The sequence below is a fragment of the Flavobacterium sp. 83 genome, from assembly GCF_000744835.1.
In the GTDB taxonomy this organism is placed as follows: domain Bacteria; phylum Bacteroidota; class Bacteroidia; order Flavobacteriales; family Flavobacteriaceae; genus Flavobacterium.
In genome coordinates this window covers 3,768,908-3,790,620 of the sequence record NZ_JQMS01000001.1, presented here as the reverse complement: position 1 = coordinate 3,790,620, position 21,713 = coordinate 3,768,908, and the positions used below count along the sequence as shown (strand labels likewise).

Here is a 21,713-nt window from a genome sequence, read left to right as displayed (position 1 = left end):
AAAGATTTATCGGTGAAAGATGAGCATGCGTCCCATTAGCTAGTTGGTAAGGTAACGGCTTACCAAGGCTACGATGGGTAGGGGTCCTGAGAGGGAGATCCCCCACACTGGTACTGAGACACGGACCAGACTCCTACGGGAGGCAGCAGTGAGGAATATTGGACAATGGGCGCAAGCCTGATCCAGCCATGCCGCGTGCAGGATGACGGTCCTATGGATTGTAAACTGCTTTTGTACAGGAAGAAACACTACTTCGTGAAGTAGCTTGACGGTACTGTAAGAATAAGGATCGGCTAACTCCGTGCCAGCAGCCGCGGTAATACGGAGGATCCAAGCGTTATCCGGAATCATTGGGTTTAAAGGGTCCGTAGGCGGTTTAGTAAGTCAGTGGTGAAAGCCCATCGCTCAACGGTGGAACGGCCATTGATACTGCTAAACTTGAATTATTAGGAAGTAACTAGAATATGTAGTGTAGCGGTGAAATGCTTAGAGATTACATGGAATACCAATTGCGAAGGCAGGTTACTACTAATATATTGACGCTGATGGACGAAAGCGTGGGTAGCGAACAGGATTAGATACCCTGGTAGTCCACGCCGTAAACGATGGATACTAGCTGTTGGGCGCAAGTTCAGTGGCTAAGCGAAAGTGATAAGTATCCCACCTGGGGAGTACGTTCGCAAGAATGAAACTCAAAGGAATTGACGGGGGCCCGCACAAGCGGTGGAGCATGTGGTTTAATTCGATGATACGCGAGGAACCTTACCAAGGCTTAAATGTAGATTGACCGGTTTTGGAAACAGACTTTTCGCAAGACAATTTACAAGGTGCTGCATGGTTGTCGTCAGCTCGTGCCGTGAGGTGTCAGGTTAAGTCCTATAACGAGCGCAACCCCTGTTGTTAGTTGCCAGCGAGTCATGTCGGGAACTCTAACAAGACTGCCAGTGCAAACTGTGAGGAAGGTGGGGATGACGTCAAATCATCACGGCCCTTACGCCTTGGGCTACACACGTGCTACAATGGCCGGTACAGAGAGCAAGCCACTGGGCGACCAGGAGCGAATCTATAAAACCGGTCACAGTTCGGATCGGAGTCTGCAACTCGACTCCGTGAAGCTGGAATCGCTAGTAATCGGATATCAGCCATGATCCGGTGAATACGTTCCCGGGCCTTGTACACACCGCCCGTCAAGCCATGGAAGCTGGGGGTGCCTGAAGTCGGTGACCGCAAGGAGCTGCCTAGGGTAAAACTGGTAACTAGGGCTAAGTCGTAACAAGGTAGCCGTACCGGAAGGTGCGGCTGGAACACCTCCTTTCTAGAGCCTTAGTGTTAGTATTTATACACGCTAGGGAAAGAAGACGAAAGTTCAAGTTGGAAACAAATGCCAATATTTTATTACTCTTGCTGTTAGTTCAAATAATACCATTTAAGAATAAGAGTGTCTCGTAGCTCAGCTGGTTAGAGTACTACACTGATAATGTAGGGGTCGACAGTTCGAGTCTGTCCGAGACAACTATTTTAGACTTAAAAGAAAAGAAGAAATTCTAGAGTTGAGGAGTTATGAAGTGAAAATTCATAATTCATAATTCACAATTCATAAATAGATTGGGGGATTAGCTCAGCTGGCTAGAGCGCCTGCCTTGCACGCAGGAGGTCAACGGTTCGACTCCGTTATTCTCCACTATCTTGAGTAGTAATTATTAAGGATTGGGTAGTAAGTATGACTTACGACTTTATAATTAATAATTCATACCTAAAGAAAAAGTTCATTGACATATTGAGATAAGAAAATAATAAAAAGTAGAAAGCATTTTTTGCTTGTTTATTTATAGACAAGTAGAAGAAACGGCACATTTTAATTAATGTGTTGGTACAATAAGCAAAATAAGGGCGTATGGGGGATGCCTTGGCTCTCAGAGGCGATGAAAGGCGTGATAAGCTGCGAAAAGTTACGGGGATTGGCACACACGATATGATCCGTAAATACCTGAATGGGGCAACCCACTATGTTGAAGACATAGTACACCGATAGGTGGGCAAACCCGCTGAACTGAAACATCTAAGTAGGCGGAGGAGAAGAAAACAAAAGTGATTCCGTAAGTAGTGGCGAGCGAACGCGGATTAGCCCAAACCAATGATGTTACGGCATTGTTGGGGTTGTAGGACCACGACATTTGTTGCGGATAGAATTAGAATCTACTGGAAAGTAGAGCCAAAGAAGGTGATAGCCCTGTATAAGTAATAGAAGATAACGATAGTGGTATCCTGAGTAGGGCGGGGCACGTGAAACCCTGTCTGAATTTGGCGGGACCATCCGCTAAGGCTAAATACTCCTGAGAGACCGATAGTGAACCAGTACCGTGAGGGAAAGGTGAAAAGAACCGTGAATAACGGAGTGAAATAGATCCTGAAACCATACGCTTACAAGCGGTCGGAGCCCTTTCGTGGGGTGACGGCGTGCCTTTTGCATAATGAGCCTACGAGTTAACGTTGCTGGCAAGGATAAGTGGTTAAGCCACGGATCCGTAGCGAAAGCGAGTCTGAATAGGGCGCTTTAGTCAGTAGTGTTAGACGCGAAACCGTGTGATCTACCCATGGGCAGGATGAAGCTGTGGTAACACATAGTGGAGGTCCGAACCGGTTGACGTTGAAAAGTCTTCGGATGACCTGTGGGTAGGGGTGAAAGGCCAATCAAACTCGGAAATAGCTCGTACTCCCCGAAATGCATTTAGGTGCAGCGTTATGCATAAAGTTATATAGAGGTAGAGCTACTGATTGGATGCGGGGGCTTCACCGCCTACCAATTCCTGACAAACTCCGAATGCTATATAATGTTTCATAACAGTGAGGGCTTGGGTGCTAAGGTCCAAGTCCGAGAGGGAAAGAACCCAGACCATCAGCTAAGGTCCCCAAATATACGCTAAGTTGAAAGAACGAGGTTTGTCTGCCCAGACAGCTAGGATGTTGGCTTGGAAGCAGCCATTCATTTAAAGAGTGCGTAACAGCTCACTAGTCGAGCGGACGAGCATGGATAATAATCGGGCATAAGCGTATTACCGAAGCTATGGATTTACAATTAATTGTAAGTGGTAGGGGAGCATTCTAACAGGGTTGAAGGTGTGTCGTAAGGCATGCTGGACTGGTTAGAAAAGAAAATGTAGGCATAAGTAACGATAATGCGGGCGAGAAACCCGCACACCGAAAGACTAAGGTTTCCACAGCTATGCTAATCAGCTGTGGGTTAGTCGGGACCTAAGGCGAACCCGAAAGGGACAGTCGATGGACAACGGGTTAATATTCCCGTACTAGTTATTACTGTGATGGGGTGACGGAGTGATGAAAGCGCCGCGAACTGACGGAATAGTTCGTTGAAGTACCTACCTATAAGCTGCGCAGGCAAATCCACGCGGCTTGGGGAAATACGATAGTACTCGGAGTCTTCGGACAAAGAGATAGTGCGCCTAAGGGCTTCCAAGAAAAACCTCTAAACTTCAGGTAATAAGTACCCGTACCGCAAACCGACACAGGTAGTCGAGGAGAGAATCCTAAGGTGCTCGAGAGATTCATGGCTAAGGAATTAGGCAAAATAGACCCGTAACTTCGGGAGAAGGGTCGCCAGCAGCAATGCTGGCCGCAGTGAAGAGGTCCAGGCGACTGTTTATCAAAAACACAGGGCTCTGCAAAATCGTAAGATGAAGTATAGGGCCTGACACCTGCCCGGTGCTGGAAGGTTAAGAGGAGATGTTATCTTCGGAGAAGCATTGAATTGAAGCCCCAGTAAACGGCGGCCGTAACTATAACGGTCCTAAGGTAGCGAAATTCCTTGTCGGGTAAGTTCCGACCTGCACGAATGGTGTAACGATCTGGACACTGTCTCAGCCATGAGCTCGGTGAAATTGTAGTAGCGGTGAAGATGCCGCTTACCCGCAGTGGGACGAAAAGACCCTGTGCACCTTTACTATAGCTTAGTATTGACCTTGGATAAATGATGTGTAGGATAGGTTGGAGACTGTGAAGTGGCGTCGCTAGGCGTTGTGGAGTCATTGTTGAAATACAACCCTTTGTTTATCTGAGGCCTAACCCCGTTTTGCGGGGGACATTGCTTGGTGGGTAGTTTGACTGGGGTGGTCGCCTCCAAAAGAGTAACGGAGGCTTCTAAAGGTTCCCTCAGTACGCTTGGTAACCGTGCGTAGAGTGCAATGGCATAAGGGAGCTTGACTGAGAGACATACAGGTCGATCAGGTACGAAAGTAGAGCATAGTGATCCGGTGGTTCCGCATGGAAGGGCCATCGCTCAAAGGATAAAAGGTACGCCGGGGATAACAGGCTGATCTCCCCCAAGAGCTCATATCGACGGGGGGGTTTGGCACCTCGATGTCGGCTCGTCACATCCTGGGGCTGGAGAAGGTCCCAAGGGTTGGGCTGTTCGCCCATTAAAGTGGCACGCGAGCTGGGTTCAGAACGTCGTGAGACAGTTCGGTCTCTATCTACTGTGGGCGCAAGAAATTTGAGTGGATCTGATTCTAGTACGAGAGGACCGAATTGGACAAACCTCTAGTGTATCTGTTGTCACGCCAGTGGCATCGCAGAGTAGCTACGTTTGGAAGAGATAAGCGCTGAAAGCATATAAGCGCGAAACCCACCACAAGATGAGATTTCTTTTAAGGATCGTGGGAGATGACCACGTTGATAGGCTATAGATGTAAAGGCAGTAATGTCATAGTCGAGTAGTACTAATAATCCGTAAGCTTATGTACGCTTTTCCCCGGGGTAACCCGGGGAAGAAACTTTCTCAACACTTTTTGTTTTCTTTATCTCAGTATGTTAAGATATTATGTAGTTAATTGTCAATTATAAATCGTCAATTGTTACAATAATTGCCCAAAGCAATTATAACCTCTTAAGGTGGTTATTGCGGCGGGGCTCACCTCTTCCCATCCCGAACAGAGTAGTTAAGCCCGCCTGCGCAGATGGTACTGCAGTTATGTGGGAGAGTATGTCGTCGCCTTTCTTTAATCTGAACTGGTTTCAGATTCTATTAAATCCTCATCATTAATTTGATGAGGATTTTTTGTTTTGAAATGGTGTGACATGTTGTGCTAACACCTTGGTTCGTAACCTTTCTTTAATCTGAACACGTTCAGATTCTATTAAATCCTGTTCATTTATTTGAATAGAAATTTTTTCCGCGGAATAAACTGATATAATTCAAAACTATGCTAGAATTAAGTTCATTTTATATGAGGTTAAGGAAAGATTAATTCATAAGGCTTTAGTTCAGATTCAGACTTGTTTTATAACATTAAATTGTATTTTTGTTGAACTATATAAAAATACAATATGAAAAAAATTATTTTGTTTTTGACATTTATTATGTCTTTGAATATGCAGGCTCAAGAACGACCTAAATTAGTTGTTGGTATTGTTGTAGATCAAATGAAGATGGAATATTTATATCGTTTTTCGGATGATTTTTCGCCTAACGGTTTTAAAAAATTAATGAATAATGGATATACTTTTCAAAATATGCATTATAATTATATGCCTACTTATACAGCACCTGGGCATGCCTCTATTTATACTGGTACTACTCCTTCAACACATGGAATTGTGGGAAATGAATGGTTTAGTAGAACTTTGGGTAAAGAAATGTACTGTACAGATGATGTTTCGGTACAAACAATTGGAGATGGAACAGTGAAAGAGGGAGAAATGTCTCCTAAGAATTTACTAAGCACTACTATTACTGATGAATTGCGATTGGCTACTAATTTTAAAGGAAAAGTTATAGGAATGAGTTTAAAAGACCGTGGTGCTATTTTACCAGCAGGACATTTTGCTAATTGGGCTTTTTGGTTCAGTAAAACCGGAGCTTTTATTTCCAGTTCTTTTTATGGTTCAGCATTACCGGATTGGGTTACACAATTCAATCAAGAAAAAAGATATATGTCTTATATAACTAAAGGTTGGAATTTATTCAAACCTTTATCAACTTATAACGAAAGCCTCGCAGATGATAATCCTTATGAAGGGAAATTGTACAATGCTACTGCACCTGTATTTCCATATAATTTAAAAGATATGTATGATAAAAATGATGCAGGAGTAATACGTTCTACTCCATTTGGTAATAATCTTTTGGCACAATTTGCAATGAAAGCAATTGAAAAAGAAGAATTAGGGAAAGATACTATTACCGATTTCCTGACTGTTAGTTTTTCTTCTACTGATTATGTAGGACATTTACTTGGGCCAAGATCTATGGAGTTACAAGATACTTATTTGCGTTTAGATCAGACAATAGCTGAGTTTTTAGCTTATTTAGACAAAACGGTAGGAAAAGATAATTATTTGCTTTTTCTTACTGCAGATCATGCAGGAGCTGAAAATGCAAACTATCTTAGAGATAATAAATACAATGTAAAAAGCATCAATCCAAAAGATATTATTAAAGGATTAAAAGATTTTTCTATTGCCATTTTTGGACAAGATTTAATTTTAAATTATTCTAATTTTAATCTTTTCTTTAATAAAGAAATTATTAAGTCCAAAGGGCTTGATTTGAATAAAGTTAAACAGTCTTTTAAAGACTATTTAATGACCCAGGAGCAAGTTAAAAGAGTTTATACTGAAGAAGAAATTCTTGGTTCTACTGGAAATGATTATTATCTTAATTTGATAACTAAAGGATACGATGCAACACAAGATGGTGATGTTGTCATTCTGGATAAGGCTGCCTATATAGAATATCAAGGGACTGGCACATCACATGGAACACCATATAGCTACGATACACATGTACCGGCAATATTCTACGGTTGGCATGTTAAGCATGGTGAATCATTTGCAAAGAAATTTATCACACAAATAGCACCTACTATTGCTCAAAAAATAAAAATTCCTCTTCCAAACGGAACAGAAGCTAATGTTTTGGAAGAAGTACTAGATGTGAAATAAAAATATTTAGTTTATATTATAAATAATGCTAATTAGTATATAAAAAAAATCCCATTTCAATGAACAATGAAATGGGATTCTTTATTTAGTGCGGGGTTTTAAACAAGCCAGAGATTTGACTTTGTATAAGAAATAGCTTGTTGGTATAAAAGCAAATATATTATTCTAAACTTCTGTTTTCAAAAAGATATTCTTGTTTAATATACATTTTAATTTTCTTTTGTTTTGAAAAAATATCAAGTTCATTTGGATTTATATATTCTGTTTCAGAATTTATATTACTATAAGTTACCTTTTCGGTGTCTGAACTAACAAGGTTTCCTATTTTATTATTTGAACTTTTAGCAATAATATCTGCTTTATCTCGAGCATTTTTAGTAGCACTTACTAATAAACTAAGTTTTATTTCTTCTGTATTTTTAACAAAGAATTGAGGTCTGTCAAATTTTACATTGTATTTTTGAGAAATAGAAATATTTTTATATAAATTATCAACTTTGTGTACAAATTCTGATTGGATTTTAAAATATTTTTTATCAAAAGTAATCTCTTCTAATTTTATACCCTGCGTGATAAGGTATTTTTTAAAATTTATTATTTCATTTTCAGAATTTATAGAGCCTGTTAAAACCGCTAAATCGGAAAGTAAATTTTTTTCGGCAAATCCTACAACTACAATCGAATTTTGTTTATGAGAACTATTTATTTCCTTTTCAAAATTAAAGTAGGAGTAAGAAAATATAGTTGTTGAAATAATAAGACCTAAAGATAAAATTAAGGCTACTATAATTAAACTTAACTGTTTTGACATAATTCTATTTTAAAATTAATAATTATATATATTTAACTGTTGTGTCATATATTGGTAATGGAATTTGATTTTTTAATAAATCTTCAAAGGTTTCGTGCGCTCGAATTAAGTGCCCTTCACCTTTCATCCACAACACTTCTGCTGGTTTGTATCTTGAATTATAATTAGATGCCATAGAAAAACAATAGGCACCTGCATTTCTAAAACATAAAATATCGCCTTCTTTTATTTCAGATATTCTTCTATTATTTGCAAAAGTATCAGTTTCACAAATATATCCTACAACTGAATAAAAACGTTCTTTTCCTTTTGGGTGTGATATGTTTTCAATATGATGTTGTGAACCATAAAACATTGGTCTAATTAAGTGATTAAAACCACTATCTATTCCTGCAAAAACTGTTGATGTGGTTTGTTTTACTACATTAACTTTGGCTAAAAAGAAACCAGCTTCACTTACCAGAAATTTACCAGGTTCAAATATTAATGTTAATTCTTTACCGTATTCTGTACAAAAAGCATTGAATCTTTTTGAAAGTTTCTTTCCTAATTCTTCAATGTCGGTTTCGATATCATCCTTTTTGTATGGCACTTTAAAACCACTTCCAAAGTCTAAAAATTCAAGATTCTTGAAGTTTTTTGCGGCATCAAATAAGATCTCTGCTGCATATAAAAATACTTCTATGTCAAGAATATCAGAACCAGTGTGCATGTGTATACCAACAATATTCATTTTTGTATTTTCTACAATACGAACTAAATGAGGTAATTGATGAACTGAAATACCAAATTTACTATCAATATGACCGACAGAAATATTTGCATTTCCACCCGCCATTACGTGCGGATTTATACGGATACAAACTGGTACGGATGGATATTTTGTACCAAACTGTTCTAAAATGGATAAGTTATCTATGTTGATTTGTACTCCCATAGCAGAAACTTCTTCAATTTCTTCCAAAGAAACTCCATTAGGCGTGTAGAATATTTTTTCAGGCTCATATCCTGCATGAAGTCCTAACAATACTTCTTGAATGGATACGGTGTCTAATCCAGATCCCATTTCTTTTAGTAATTGAAGGATGGCTACATTTGAAAGTGCCTTCATTGCATAATTAATGCGCAACTTATCTACTTTTGAAAAAGCTTTTGTTAATCTATTGTATTGAGATTGTATTTTTTCAGCATCATAAACATATAACGGACTACCGAATTGTTCTGCTAATTGTAATAAGTCTTTTCCTTGCATTTTGATTCTATTTTTAGGCAAATTTATTATTCTTTATCAATACAAACAAATAAAAGTATGGGTTTTAACAAAATATAACAAAATGTTATTAATGTAACATTTAATAAGGTTTGTTTGTTTGTTTGTTTGTTTTTTATAACTTTTATGAAAATAAAAATCCCTTGATAATTATTTTTATCAAGGGATTTTACAAAATTATTTTTTATTATAAACTAGGTAAATCACCATTACCTTTAGTTGGTAAATTTGTGAAACCCATTAAATAATTATCTACTTCTCGAGCAGCTTCACGACCTTCAGATATTGCCCAAACAATCAGTGATTGTCCTCTTCTCATGTCACCGGCAGTAAATATATGAGCTACATTTGTTTGATAATTATTTGCTTTATAGTTACTTCTAAAGTCTACTTCCAATCCTAATTGATCACTTAATGTTTTTTCAGGACCTGTAAATCCAAGTGCTAGTAAAGCTAAATCACAAGGCCAAATTTTTTCTGATCCTTCTTTTTCTATCAATTCAGGTCTTTGACCAGGTGTCATTTTCCAAGCTACTTCAACAGTTTTTAATCCTGTTAATTCTCCTTTTTCGTTAGAAATGAATTCTTTGGTATTGATTAACCAGTTTCTGTCACAACCTTCTTCATGAGAAGATGAAGTTTTCAATTGTAATGGCCAAAAAGGCCAAGGAGTAGTTTCACTTCTTCCAACTGGTGGTTTTGGTAAAATCTCAAAATTAGTAACTGATTTTGCACCGTGTCTGTTTGAAGTCCCAACACAATCTGAACCAGTATCTCCACCGCCAATAACGATAACATCTTTACCAGTTGCTTTGATTTGATCTGGTATAGATTCTCCGTATAATACTTTAGTTTGTTGTGTTAAAAAGTCCATTGCCTGAACAACTCCTTTGCTTTCAATTCCTTTTGTAGGTAAGCTTCTTCTTTCAGTTGCACCACCACATAGTACGATTGAATCAAAAGAATTTAATTCTTCAATACTTAAATTTACTCCAACGTTTACATTGGTTTTAAATACAATTCCTTCAGCTTCTAAAACAGCAACACGTCTGTCAATAATTCCTTTTTCTAATTTGAAATTAGGAATTCCGTAACGTAATAATCCACCAATAGCATTATCTCTTTCAAAAACGGTAACGGTATGTCCTGCACGATTTAATTGTTGTGCAGCCGCTAAACCAGCAGGGCCAGAGCCTATGACAGCTACCGTTTTGCCAGTTCTTATCGCTGGAATTTGTGGTTTTATCCATCCTTCTGCGAAACCTCTTTCGATAATATTTTTTTCAATATTTTCAATAGCTACTGGTTCACTGATTATACCTAAAACACATGACTTTTCGCATGGAGCAGGACATAATCTTCCTGTGAATTCAGGGAAATTGTTTGTAGATTGTAAGATCTCCAATGCACTTTCCCATTCTTCTTGATGCACCATGTCATTAAAATCAGGAATTAAATTTCCTAACGGACAAGCACTATGGCAAAAAGGAATTCCACAATCCATACATCTTGATCCTTGTTCTTTTATTTTATCTTTTGCTAACGGAATTGTAAACTCATTATAGTTTGATACACGTTCTACAACAGCTATATTATTTTCGTCAGTTCTACTATATTCTTTAAATCCACCTATCTTACCCATGACTATGCTATTAGTTCTTCAATTTTCTTTTCTTCTGCTAATCTTTTCAATGCTTTTTTGTAATCAGTCGGCATTACTTTTATAAAGTGTTTTTGTTGATTTTCCCAATCAGCCAAAATTCTTTTTGCCAATGGACTATTTGTATACATAGAATGATTTTTAATTAAACGTCTCAGTTTAGTTATATCCTCTTCTTCTAATGTTTCAAAAGCAACCATTTCCATATTACATACAGTAGCATCGAATTTTTTATTTGGATCAAAAACATAAGCAATACCACCACTCATACCAGCAGCAAAATTTCTTCCGGTTTTCCCAAGAACTACAACAGTACCTCCAGTCATATATTCGCATCCATGATCTCCAATTCCTTCAACAACTGCAGTTGCTCCAGAATTTCTAACACAAAAACGTTCTCCAGCCATACCATTGATATAAGCTTCACCGGTAATTGCTCCATAAAGCGCAACATTACCAATTATTATGTTTTCTTCTGGTTTGAATGTTGCAGTAGGAGGGACTTTGATAATCAATTTACCACCTGAAAGCCCTTTTCCTAAATAATCATTACAGTTTCCATGAATTTTGAATGATAGACCATTGGTTGCAAAAGCACCAAAACTTTGTCCGGCAGAACCTTCAAAATCTACTAATATCGTGTCTTCCGGTAAACCTTGTGCACCATATATTTTTGAAATTTCATTACTTAATATTGCACCAACAGAACGATCCGTGTTTTTGATATCAAAAGTAACTCTTGTTTTTTCTTTTCTATAAATAGAAGGAATAGCTGCTTTTATAATTTCAAAATCAAGTACATTATCTAAAGCATGATCTTGTGTTGTTGTATTATGATTTGGAACAACTTTAGCTTTTTCTGGTTTATATAAAATGGTAGATAAATCTAATCCACTTGCTTTATAATGTTTAATAGCTTTGTTGACATTCAATTTTTGAGATTGTCCCACCATTTCTTTTAGTGTTCTAAATCCTAGTTGCGCCATAATTTCTCTTAACTCCTCAGCAATAAAATACATGAAGTTAATGATGTGCTCTGGAGTTCCTTTGAAATTTTTTCTCAATTCTGGATCTTGAGTAGCGATACCAACTGGACAGGTGTTCAAGTGGCAAGCTCTCATCATGATACAACCAGACGCTACTAACGGTGCTGTTGCAAAACCAAATTCTTCAGCTCCAAGTAAAGCAGCGATAGCTACATCACGTCCTGTTTTTAATTGTCCGTCACATTCTAAAACTACACGACTTCTTAAATCATTTAAGATTAAAGTTTGTTGTGCTTCGGCAAGTCCAAGTTCCCAAGGAATACCTGTATGTTGTAGTGAAGTTAATGGTGCAGCACCAGTACCTCCATCGTATCCTGAAATCAAGATCACATCAGCTTTTGCTTTAGCAACACCGGCAGCGATTGTTCCAACACCAACTTCAGAAACTAACTTAACGTTAATACGTGCTTCACGATTGGCATTTTTTAAATCAAAAATCAATTGTGATAAATCTTCAATAGAGTAAATATCGTGATGTGGCGGAGGCGAAATTAGTCCAACATAAGGAGTTGAATTTCTTACAGCAGCAATCCAAGGCACTACTTTCTCTCCTGGTAATTGTCCACCTTCTCCAGGTTTTGCACCTTGAGCCATTTTTATTTGAATCTCTCTGGCATTTGTCAAATAGTTGATAGACACTCCAAATCTTCCAGAAGCAACTTGTTTAATAGCACTATTTCTAGAATCACCATTTAAGTCTTTTTGGAAACGTTTAGGATCTTCTCCACCTTCTCCAGAATTACTTTTTCCACCAATTCTATTCATGGCAATTGCCAAGTTTTCGTGGGCTTCCTGACTGATAGATCCATAAGACATGGCTCCAGTTTTGAATTTTTTCACAATTTCTGTCCAAGGTTCTACTTCGTCAATAGAAATTGGATCTAAATTATTGAATTCAAATAAACCTCTAATAGTCATTAGGTTTTTACTTTGGTCATTGACCATATTGGAGTATTCCTTATAACTTTCTGGGCTATTTAATCTAACTGCCTGTTGTAACTTAGAAATAGTTGTTGGGTTGAACATGTGTTTTTCCCCGGTTCTTCTCCATCTGTAGATTCCTCCAATTTCAAGTGACAATAAATTGGCCACTTTTGAATTTGGGAAAGCTTTTTGATATCTTTTTTTGATTTCTTTTTCCACTTCCATTAGACCAATTCCTTCAATTCTAGAAGGGGTATAAGGGAAATATTTAGAAGTGAATGTTTTATTTAATCCTAAAATTTCAAAAATTTGAGCAGCTCTATACGAATGTAAAGTAGAGATACCAATCTTATTCATGATTTTAAGAATTCCTTTTGCAATCGCTTTATTATAATTTTTAATCGCATAATCTGCTTTTACACCAGTAATAAAACCTTCGTTAACTTGGTCATGAATAATCTCATTTACCATATAAGGATTTATTGCACTTGCGCCATAACCAAATAATAATGCAAAATGATGTGGTTCACGTGGTTCAGCAGATTCAATTATGATTCCAAATTTCGAACGAACTTTTAGAATATTTAGTGAATGATGAATATAAGAACAAGCCAATAACATAGGTATTGGAGCCATTTTTTCGCTCACACCTCTATCTGAAATGATTACAATATTGCAACCTTCTGAAACTGCTTTAAAAGTAGCTTGAACTGCTCTTTCCAAAGCGCGTTCTAATCCATTTACTCCTTTTTCGATATCGTATAAAGTAGAAATAGTCACCGATTTGAAATCAGCATGATCAATATTTCTTATTTTATCTAAATCCTCATTTGAAATAACTGGATTCTGGATTTTTAATTTCTTACAATGTTTAGGCTCAATATCAAAAATATTAAAATCTCCTCCAATTGCCAAGCTGATATCAGTAATGATTTCTTCACGAATACCATCCAATGGTGGGTTGGTAACCTGAGCAAATAATTGTTTGAAGTAGTTGTATAATAATTGTGGTTGATCTGATAAAACCGCTAATGGAGTATCGTTACCCATAGAACTTAAGGCTTCGTTACCTTGAGCTCCCATAGGGTTTATGATTGTTTTTAAATCCTCAATTGTATAACCAAATAAACGTTGTCTAGTAGCAAAGTCTATTTTTTCGGTTGGTATTGGATTATTAGTATAAGGAATTTGAGCTAATTGCAATAAATTCTCATCTAACCATTTTTTGTACGGACGTTTGGTAACTACTGAATTTTTGATTTCATCATCTTCAATGATTCTACCTTCGTTCATGTCTACCAAAAACATTTTTCCTGGCTCTAAACGACCATGTTGTACTACATCTTCCGGTTTGATGTCAAGAACACCAATTTCTGAAGACATAATTACGAAGCCACTTTTTGTAAGTGTATAACGAGATGGTCTCAAACCATTTCTATCTAATAAGGCACCAATAACGTTACCATCTGTAAAAGGTATAGAAGCTGGACCATCCCAAGGCTCCATGATACAAGCATTATACTCGTAAAATGCTTTTTTGTCTTCCGACATTGTTTGGTGTTTTTCCCAAGCTTCAGGAACAACCATCATCATTGCTTCTGGTAAAGAACGTCCAGTCATTAATAACAACTCGACAACCATATCCATAGAAGCTGAATCCGATTTTCCTTCTAATATAATAGGGAATAATTTTTTCAAATCATCGCCAAATACATCACTTTGCATCAATTCTTCACGAGCACGCATTCTGCTAATGTTACCACGAAGGGTATTGATTTCTCCATTATGACACATGTATCTAAATGGTTGTGCTAATTCCCATGAAGGAAATGTATTTGTTGAAAAACGTTGGTGAACCAAAGCTAATCTGGTAACTAAATCAGTATCAGATAAATCAGTATAGTAACGGCTAATGTCTTCTGGCATCAACAAACCTTTATATATAATGGTAGTTGTTGAAAAACTAGAAAAATAGAACATATGACTTTCTGAGGTTCTTGAATTTCTTATTGTATGTTCTGCAATTTTTCTTGCAGCAAACATTTTGGCGTTAAATTGTTGTTCTGTAATGTCTAATCCATTTTTACCAACAAAAACTTGTTTTACGGTTGGCTCTTTTTCAGCTGCAATTTGTCCTAAATTAGAAATGTCAACAGGGACGTCTCTCCATCCTAGGATTTCTAAATTTTGATTGCGTATAGAATCTTCAAAAGTTGTTTTGCAAAAAGCTACTTGGTTAATGCTTTTAGGCATAAAAACCATTCCTACTGCATATTGTCTTGCTTCCGGAATTTCAAAATCACATACTTTTTTAAAAAAGATATGTGGGATATCAAATAATATTCCAGCTCCATCTCCTGTTCTTCCATCTGCACTTACAGCTCCACGATGCTCTAGCTTTATTAAGATATCAAGTGCTTTATGAATAATATCATTAGACTTAATTCCATTCAAATTACAAATAAATCCTGCGCCACAATTATCATGTTCAAATTCGGGCAAATAAAGGCCTTGTTCTTTAACTTTCATGCTTAATATTTTTTTTACAAAATTAAAGATTTAGTAACATATAATGAATACAAAAGCCAAAATGAGCGTATTTTTACAGTAATAGTAGAAAAAGGTGCGATAAATCACAATAATTGTATTTAAATACATTTGAATTGATTTTTCGATAAAAAGAAAACGGATTAAAAGGTCATGAGGCAATAATTTTGAGAGAATTGTTTTACTGATGATTTTTGTTTTAGAATTATAACAAAATGTTTGTTATTTTTTATATTTTTTGCTTCGCTCAATGAATACCTTGAAATGTACAAATTTAGGGGCTACATTTAATAAAAAAAAATAGTAGTTAAGTTTAATTTTGCTATTTTTGTGCCACTTTTATTCTGAAATAAATTCAGAATCCAGACAAATTCTATATTATGAACATACACGAATATCAAGGAAAAGAGATTTTAGCTAGCTACGGGGTTCGCATTCAACGCGGAATCGTTGCTAATAGTCCAGTAGAAGCTGTTGCTGCTGCAAAACAATTAACTACAGAAACTGGTACAAGTTGGTATGTAGTAAAAGCCCAAGTTCATGCAGGTGGACGTGGAAAAGGTGGTGGAGTTAAGCTTGCCAAAAATTTACAACAAGTAGAAGAAATTGCAGAACAAATCATTGGAATGCAATTGGTAACACCTCAAACTTCTGCAGAAGGTAAAAAAGTACATAAAGTTTTAATTGCTGAAGATGTTTATTATCCTGGCGAAAGTGAAACTTCTGAGTTTTATGTTTCTGTTTTATTGAATAGAGCAACAGGTCGTAACATGATTATGTATTCTACTGAAGGTGGAATGGACATTGAAGAAGTTGCTGAACACACTCCACATTTAATTTTTACAGAAGAAATTGATCCTTCTGTTGGATTACAAGGTTTTCAAGCAAGAAGAATTGCCTTTAATTTAGGTCTTTCTGGAAATGCTTTTAAAGAAATGACAAAATTTATCGATTCTTTATACAATGCATATATTGGATCTGATGCTTCGATGTTTGAAATCAACCCGGTTTTGAAAACATCTGACAATAAAATTATGGCTGTAGATGCTAAAGTAAATATCGATGATAATGCTTTATACAGACAAAAGAAATATGCTGATATGCGTGACGTTCGTGAGGAAAACCCAATCGAAGTAGAAGCAAAAGAAGTAGGTTTAAACTATGTTGATCTTGACGGTACAGTAGGATGTATGGTGAACGGAGCTGGTTTAGCTATGGCGACTATGGATTTAATCAAGTATGCTGGTTTTGAGCCTGCTAACTTCCTTGACGTAGGTGGAACTGCTGATGCAAAACGTGTTGAAACTGCTTTCCGTATTATCTTAAAAGATCAAAACGTAAAAGCAATTTTGATTAATATTTTTGGAGGAATTGTTCGTTGTGACCGTGTGGCACAAGGAGTTGTTGATGCTTACAAAAATATGGGTGATGCTATAAAGGTGCCAATCATTGTTCGTTTACAAGGTACAAATGCAGCTATCGCAAAAGAATTAATCGATAATTCAGGAATGCCAATTTTATCTGCTGTTGAATTTCAAGAAGCAGCTGATCAAGTAAAAGCAGCACTTTCTTAATTAGAAAATTGTTATATATTTAAAAAATCCTGAGTGAAAGCTCAGGATTTTTTTGTTGTAAACTTAAATGAAGTTTTAATTTTAATAAACAAAACGATTTTGGTCATCAATTAAAGTTATCATAAGAATTCAAATATGTCTAATGTATCCAATACCTTTGTATGGTACTGATCTTAATTATTCTGGTTTGTATTAATCTGCTATCAAATGAAACTTCATATACAAAATAATTTTACTACAGAATTACCTGCTGACTCTAGCGAGATAAATACTCCAAGACAAGTCGAGCAAGCTTGTTATTCCTTTGTTTTACCCAAAAAGCCCTCAAATCCGTCACTAATTCATGCTTCAATCGAAGTGGCAAATTCTATTGGTCTTTCTGAAGAAGATATACTTTCAACTGAATTTTTAAATATTTTTTCAGGAAATACAATTTACTCAGGCACAAAACCGTATGCTTTGAGTTATGCCGGACATCAATTTGGGAATTGGGCTGGACAATTGGGTGATGGGCGTGCGATCAATCTTACCGAAGTTGTTCATGAAAATAAGTCATACACTTTGCAACTAAAAGGAGCAGGGCCTACGCCATATTCTAGAACTGCAGATGGTTTTGCCGTTTTGCGTTCTTCTATTCGAGAGTATTTGTGCGCCGAAGCGATGCATTATTTAGGCGTTCCTACCACACGTTCGCTTTCGTTGATGCTTTCTGGTGATCAAGTATTGCGTGATGTGTTGTATAATGGAAATCCTGCTTACGAAAAAGGAGCTATCGTTTGTAGAGTGGCTCCTTCTTTTATTCGTTTTGGTAGTTTTGAATTGTTTGCTTCTCGAAAGGATCTTGTTAATCTCAAATTACTAGCGGATTTCACCATTAAACATCATTTTCCTCATATTCAAAAAGAAGGGGTCGAAAAATATCTGGCCTTTTTTCAAGAAGTAACTAATACTACGCTCAAGATGATAGTCGAATGGCAACGTGTCGGTTTTGTTCATGGAGTTATGAATACCGATAATATGTCCATTCACGGCATCACTATTGATTACGGCCCTTACGGTTGGTTGGAAGATTATGATTCGGGCTGGACACCTAATACAACAGACAGACAGCATAAACGTTACCGTTTTGGGAATCAACCTGAAATTGCGCTATGGAATTTGTATCAATTGGCGAATGCTTTGTATCCATTGATTCAGGAGGCTAAACCGCTGGAATCTATTTTAGATGCTTTTAGTGTTGATTACGAAAAGGAGTATTTGAATATGATACAAAATAAGCTCGGTTTCCAAATTAAAAAAGAACAAGATGCCGTTTTGATTCAGAGTTTGACTCAATTGCTTGAAAAGGTAGAAACCGACATGACTATTTTCTTTAGAAATCTTGGCAATGTTACTAAAACTGATACTGCAATAACCGCTTTCAATGCCATAAAAGATGCTTTTTATAATGAAAAGGATTTGAATGAAACTATTTTGAAAGATTGGCACGATTGGTTTGAGAAGTACAGCATTCAAATCAATGAAGAAACACTTTCGGATTCTGAAAGAAAAGTTCAAATGGATAAAGTAAATCCTAAATACGTACTACGAAATTACATGGCGCAATTGTGTATTGATGACGCAGATAAAGGAGATTATTCTTTATTAAGCGATTTATTTGAAATGCTTAAAAATCCGTATGACGAACAACCAAATTTTCAAAAATGGTTTGCCAAAAGACCGGATTGGGCCAGAGATAAAGTAGGATGTTCTATGTTAAGCTGTAGTTCTTAAAGTCTTTTTATGGGATACTACCAAAACTGGGGATTAATCCTCAACCAGTTCTTAACTATATTTGAAAAAAGGGTTCAGCTTTAATTAAAAAGTCAAACCCCTATATTTTTTAACTTACACACTTTTTAGGATAGTGTCCTTTTTATGATGAAATATTTAAAGTTCAATTAATATTGGCATGTGATCGCTCCATTGTAGCCATTCTGTTTCATGACCTATTTTAATACTTTTTATTTTATTAAAGGTTTTTTTATCAGCAAATACATAATCAATATGATATGGTTTTAAAATATTTTTTTGCAAGTAAAAAGTTGGAGATTTCTCCTCGCCTTGTTCTTCATTAAAATATTCGTGATACAAACTTCTAATTTCAATTTCTTCTAATTCTCTTACTACATCAGAATGGTTCCACCATCTGTCCCATTTGTCCCAAATTTTATTACTATTGAAATCACCAATAATTAGAGCTTTGGACATTAAAGATTTATTGATTTGAAGATATTTCCAAAACTGTCCGATATAACCAAAAGTTGGTGAATTTGCATGATGATTCCATAAACCAATTATATTAAAATCATCATTAATATTTGCAGATATAAAATATTTTAGATCGTTTGTTTCCCAATTATTATTCGATATTTTCAAGGATTCTGTGCAAAATATACCTAGCCCTTTATTTTTGTTATCCCCAATCCAAATAAAATTTCCAGCCCATTTTTTGTAATTTTGATCGTTTGACCTTTCTGGGTCTTCACATTCTTGTATGACAATAATATCTGCTTCAAATTGCTCAAGTTGTTTAAACTTTTTTCTAAATGCTCCATTACAATTCCAGTTAATTATTCTCATAAATGATTTTAATTTCTATATTCTTTATTCAAATATAAGCAAATAAAAAATCCTGAACTCTCATTCAGGATTTTGATATTGTATTAGTTTCCAATTTCTTGAATCACATCTGATTCGTATAATTTGAAGCCTTTATTGTTTGTTTGAGCAATTTTCAAAAGTGCTTTGGCTACTGTTTTACTTTCAATTGGTTTGTACTTTTTCAGGTTTCCAAGGAATAAGAAGGAAAGTATTTTCATAAAAAAAGCACCCACTTTTTCGCCTAATCTAAATTCAGTTCGGTTTCCTAATAGGAGTGAAGGTTGCAATACAGCAACGCTTTCGAAATTACAATCCTTAAGAAAATCTTGAATTTCTCCTTTTGTTTTCAAATAGAAATTTCCGGATTTTGCATCAGCACCAAGAGAAGATATTATCAAAAATTGTTTGACTTTGTTTTGCAATGCAAAAGCGGAAAACTGACGAGGATATTCAAAATCTACTTTTGTAAAAGCTTCTTTACTTCCCGCTTTTTTGATTGTTGTGCCAATGGTGCAAAAGAAATCATCTCCAACGACTAATTCTTTATACGTTTCTGGCTTGTCAAAATCAATAATGTGCTGCGTTAATTTTTTATGCTTTATTCCTGTGTCTCTTTTTACGAAAGTGATCACTTTTAGATAGTCATTGCTATCTAAAAGAAGATTCAATAGTTGTGAACCTATTAAACCGGTACTTCCAATAATTAGGGCCGTTTTCACTTAGGATTTTTTATTCTTGCCGAAATTATATTTTACTTTCTCAACAACTTGAACTTTTGGAGTTCCTTTTGAGAATTGTTTTTTGAACGGTTTCTTAGCAGCAGGCTTAGATTTTGAAGGACTTTCATCGCCTCTTGATCTTTCTTCGTCTCTTGGTTTTGCTTTGAATTCTGCTCTTTCCGAAGCTCCTTCTTTTACAGGAATTAGAGCTTTGTGTTTCGCTAAAACATCATTTGGATTTTTTGGGTTTTCTTTAGTTCCACGCAAGTGAATTACCAATCCATTTAAGAAATTACGCAATACCTGGTCACCACATTCCATATAATTTTCATGTTTTTCATCACGGAAAAAAGCACCCAATTCTGATTTAGTGATTCTAAAATCTACTAATTCTAATATTTCAACTATTTGATCATCACGCAACATTAAGGCTACGCGAAGTTTTTTAAAGATATCGTTGTTTGTCATCATATTCTAATTTTTTACAAAGGTACGGTTTAAAAGCAATTGGACCACAATTTTAGATTTAGAATTAGTTTTGGTTCAAAATGTGAATTATTTTATCCAAATCCTCTTTTTTGTGATTGGCAGTAATTACAATTCTGTTTAAATCCTTAGTGTCAGTCGGATATTTAAAATTGGTAACGATGATTTTATTCGCAGTAAAAATTTCATTAATTCCTTCAATCACGGGATAGATTAAAGGATAATTTGGGTCAAAATGAATGGATCTGTTTTTAATTAAATGAGTTTCTATATACTTTAAATTGTCTTTTAATTTTTGATGCTGTTGCAAATAGATTGCTGCTGAATCAGCCATGGTTTGAACAAATGCAGCGTTCATTCCGGCACTAGAAACAAAAGTATCGTGATTTATAATTTGATTATTAAATTCAGAATCGCTGGCAATTACACCACCTGTTAATCCAAAGGCTTTGCCTAAAGATGCTACCGTAATTTTTCTTTTAATGTTAGGAAGATTAATTGCCGAATAGATTCCGCAACCATTGGTTCCTAAAATTCCCAGCGAATGGGATTCGTCAATAACCAAAGTAATTTCTTTATTGGGCGGAATCGAATTCAGAATAGAAAAATCGATTGGCTGTACATGAAAGGAAGGAACCGAATCCGTAAGAATCGTAATTCTTTCAGTTATATTATCCAGTAAACGAGGATTTAATTCATTTCCAATAAAAACTGGTAAACTGTCTGGGACTTTTATTGCAGGATGCGTATCAGGAAAGTGAAAAAAGCAGTCAGTTTGCGGAGTCAGTATTTCAATTACTAATTTCCCTGCCAACATGCCAGAAGAAATAGTAAGTGCAGCTTCTGCTCTTATAAAATTAGCTAAAAAGCGTTCTCCATTTTCGTAAGCAATCAATTGAATGTTGGCGCTTCTGGAACTTCCATAAGCCGTTCCCCATTGTAAAATATTTTTGATGAGCAGTTTTTGAAATTCAGGATGCGTTGGTAAACCTAAATAAGCTGTTCCTCCAAAATAGAGATATTTTTCGTTGTCTACTTCAACTATTCGATCTGGAAATTGGTTGACTTTCATTTAA

11 protein-coding genes, 2 tRNA genes and 3 rRNA genes are annotated in these 21,713 nt (G+C 35.9%); 8 read left to right on the top strand and 8 right to left on the bottom strand.

Annotated elements, in window-relative coordinates:
* The 6 genes from T410_RS16325 to pafA form a co-directional block, all read left to right on the top strand.
* A 16S ribosomal RNA gene (locus T410_RS16325) occupies window positions 1-1,315 on the top strand; the annotation flags it as partial.
* Between the two features lie 124 nt (window positions 1,316-1,439).
* A tRNA-Ile gene (locus T410_RS16320) sits at window positions 1,440-1,513 on the top strand.
* A 94-nt stretch (window positions 1,514-1,607) separates the two neighbouring features.
* Window positions 1,608-1,681, top strand: a tRNA-Ala gene (locus tag T410_RS16315).
* A 192-nt stretch (window positions 1,682-1,873) separates the two neighbouring features.
* A 23S ribosomal RNA gene (locus T410_RS16310) occupies window positions 1,874-4,757 on the top strand.
* Between the two features lie 144 nt (window positions 4,758-4,901).
* Window positions 4,902-5,011: ribosomal RNA gene (gene rrf / locus T410_RS16305) — 5S ribosomal RNA — on the top strand.
* A gap of 329 nt (window positions 5,012-5,340) precedes the next feature.
* Window positions 5,341-6,957 carry an alkaline phosphatase PafA gene (gene pafA, locus T410_RS16300; RefSeq protein ID WP_035673844.1) on the top strand — a complete coding sequence of 539 codons (1,617 nt, stop codon included), beginning with the start codon at window positions 5,341-5,343 and terminating at the stop codon, window positions 6,955-6,957.
* 160 nt (window positions 6,958-7,117) lie between these two features.
* Here pafA and T410_RS16295 read toward each other — a convergent pair whose 3' ends face one another.
* The 4 genes from T410_RS16295 to gltB all read right to left on the bottom strand — a co-directional run bounded on the left by T410_RS16295 (window position 7,118) and on the right by gltB (window position 15,197).
* On the bottom strand, window positions 7,118-7,768 hold the full coding sequence (locus T410_RS16295; RefSeq protein WP_035673841.1) for an SIMPL domain-containing protein: 651 nt from the start codon (window positions 7,766-7,768) through the stop codon (window positions 7,118-7,120).
* Between the two features lie 22 nt (window positions 7,769-7,790).
* A complete protein-coding gene (gene lysA / locus T410_RS16290) occupies window positions 7,791-9,020 on the bottom strand; it encodes a diaminopimelate decarboxylase (RefSeq protein ID WP_035673840.1) in 1,230 nt (409 codons plus the stop codon).
* A 205-nt stretch (window positions 9,021-9,225) separates the two neighbouring features.
* Complete coding sequence (locus tag T410_RS16285; protein ID WP_035673839.1) at window positions 9,226-10,680, bottom strand: glutamate synthase subunit beta; 1,455 nt, start codon at window positions 10,678-10,680, stop codon at window positions 9,226-9,228.
* Between the two features lie 2 nt (window positions 10,681-10,682).
* Window positions 10,683-15,197: a glutamate synthase large subunit gene (gene gltB / locus T410_RS16280; protein ID WP_035673838.1), complete on the bottom strand. Its 4,515-nt coding sequence runs from the start codon at window positions 15,195-15,197 to the stop codon at window positions 10,683-10,685.
* 398 nt (window positions 15,198-15,595) lie between these two features.
* Here gltB and sucC point away from each other — a divergent pair, with 398 nt between their 5' ends.
* Both sucC and T410_RS16270 read left to right on the top strand, forming a co-directional pair.
* Window positions 15,596-16,789: an ADP-forming succinate--CoA ligase subunit beta gene (sucC, locus tag T410_RS16275; protein WP_035673832.1), complete on the top strand. Its 1,194-nt coding sequence runs from the start codon at window positions 15,596-15,598 to the stop codon at window positions 16,787-16,789.
* Between the two features lie 207 nt (window positions 16,790-16,996).
* On the top strand, window positions 16,997-18,562 hold the full coding sequence (locus T410_RS16270) for a YdiU family protein (protein WP_035673829.1): 1,566 nt from the start codon (window positions 16,997-16,999) through the stop codon (window positions 18,560-18,562).
* 156 nt (window positions 18,563-18,718) lie between these two features.
* Here the strand turns inward: T410_RS16270 and T410_RS16265 are convergent, their stop codons facing one another.
* The 4 genes from T410_RS16265 to T410_RS16250 all read right to left on the bottom strand — a co-directional run bounded on the left by T410_RS16265 (window position 18,719) and on the right by T410_RS16250 (window position 21,709).
* On the bottom strand, window positions 18,719-19,411 hold the full coding sequence (locus T410_RS16265; protein ID WP_035673827.1) for an endonuclease/exonuclease/phosphatase family protein: 693 nt from the start codon (window positions 19,409-19,411) through the stop codon (window positions 18,719-18,721).
* Between the two features lie 83 nt (window positions 19,412-19,494).
* A complete protein-coding gene (locus T410_RS16260; RefSeq protein ID WP_035673825.1) occupies window positions 19,495-20,151 on the bottom strand; it encodes an NAD(P)H-binding protein in 657 nt (218 codons plus the stop codon).
* The gene (locus T410_RS16255; protein ID WP_035673822.1) at window positions 20,152-20,619 is read right to left on the bottom strand and encodes a DUF1456 family protein; all 468 of its coding nucleotides are present in this window, start codon (window positions 20,617-20,619) and stop codon (window positions 20,152-20,154) included.
* Window positions 20,620-20,683: 64 nt separating this feature from the next.
* Window positions 20,684-21,709 (bottom strand): aminotransferase class I/II-fold pyridoxal phosphate-dependent enzyme, encoded by a 1,026-nt coding sequence (locus tag T410_RS16250; protein WP_035673818.1) that lies wholly within the window; start codon window positions 21,707-21,709, stop codon window positions 20,684-20,686.
* Window positions 21,710-21,713: the final 4 nt, after the last annotated feature.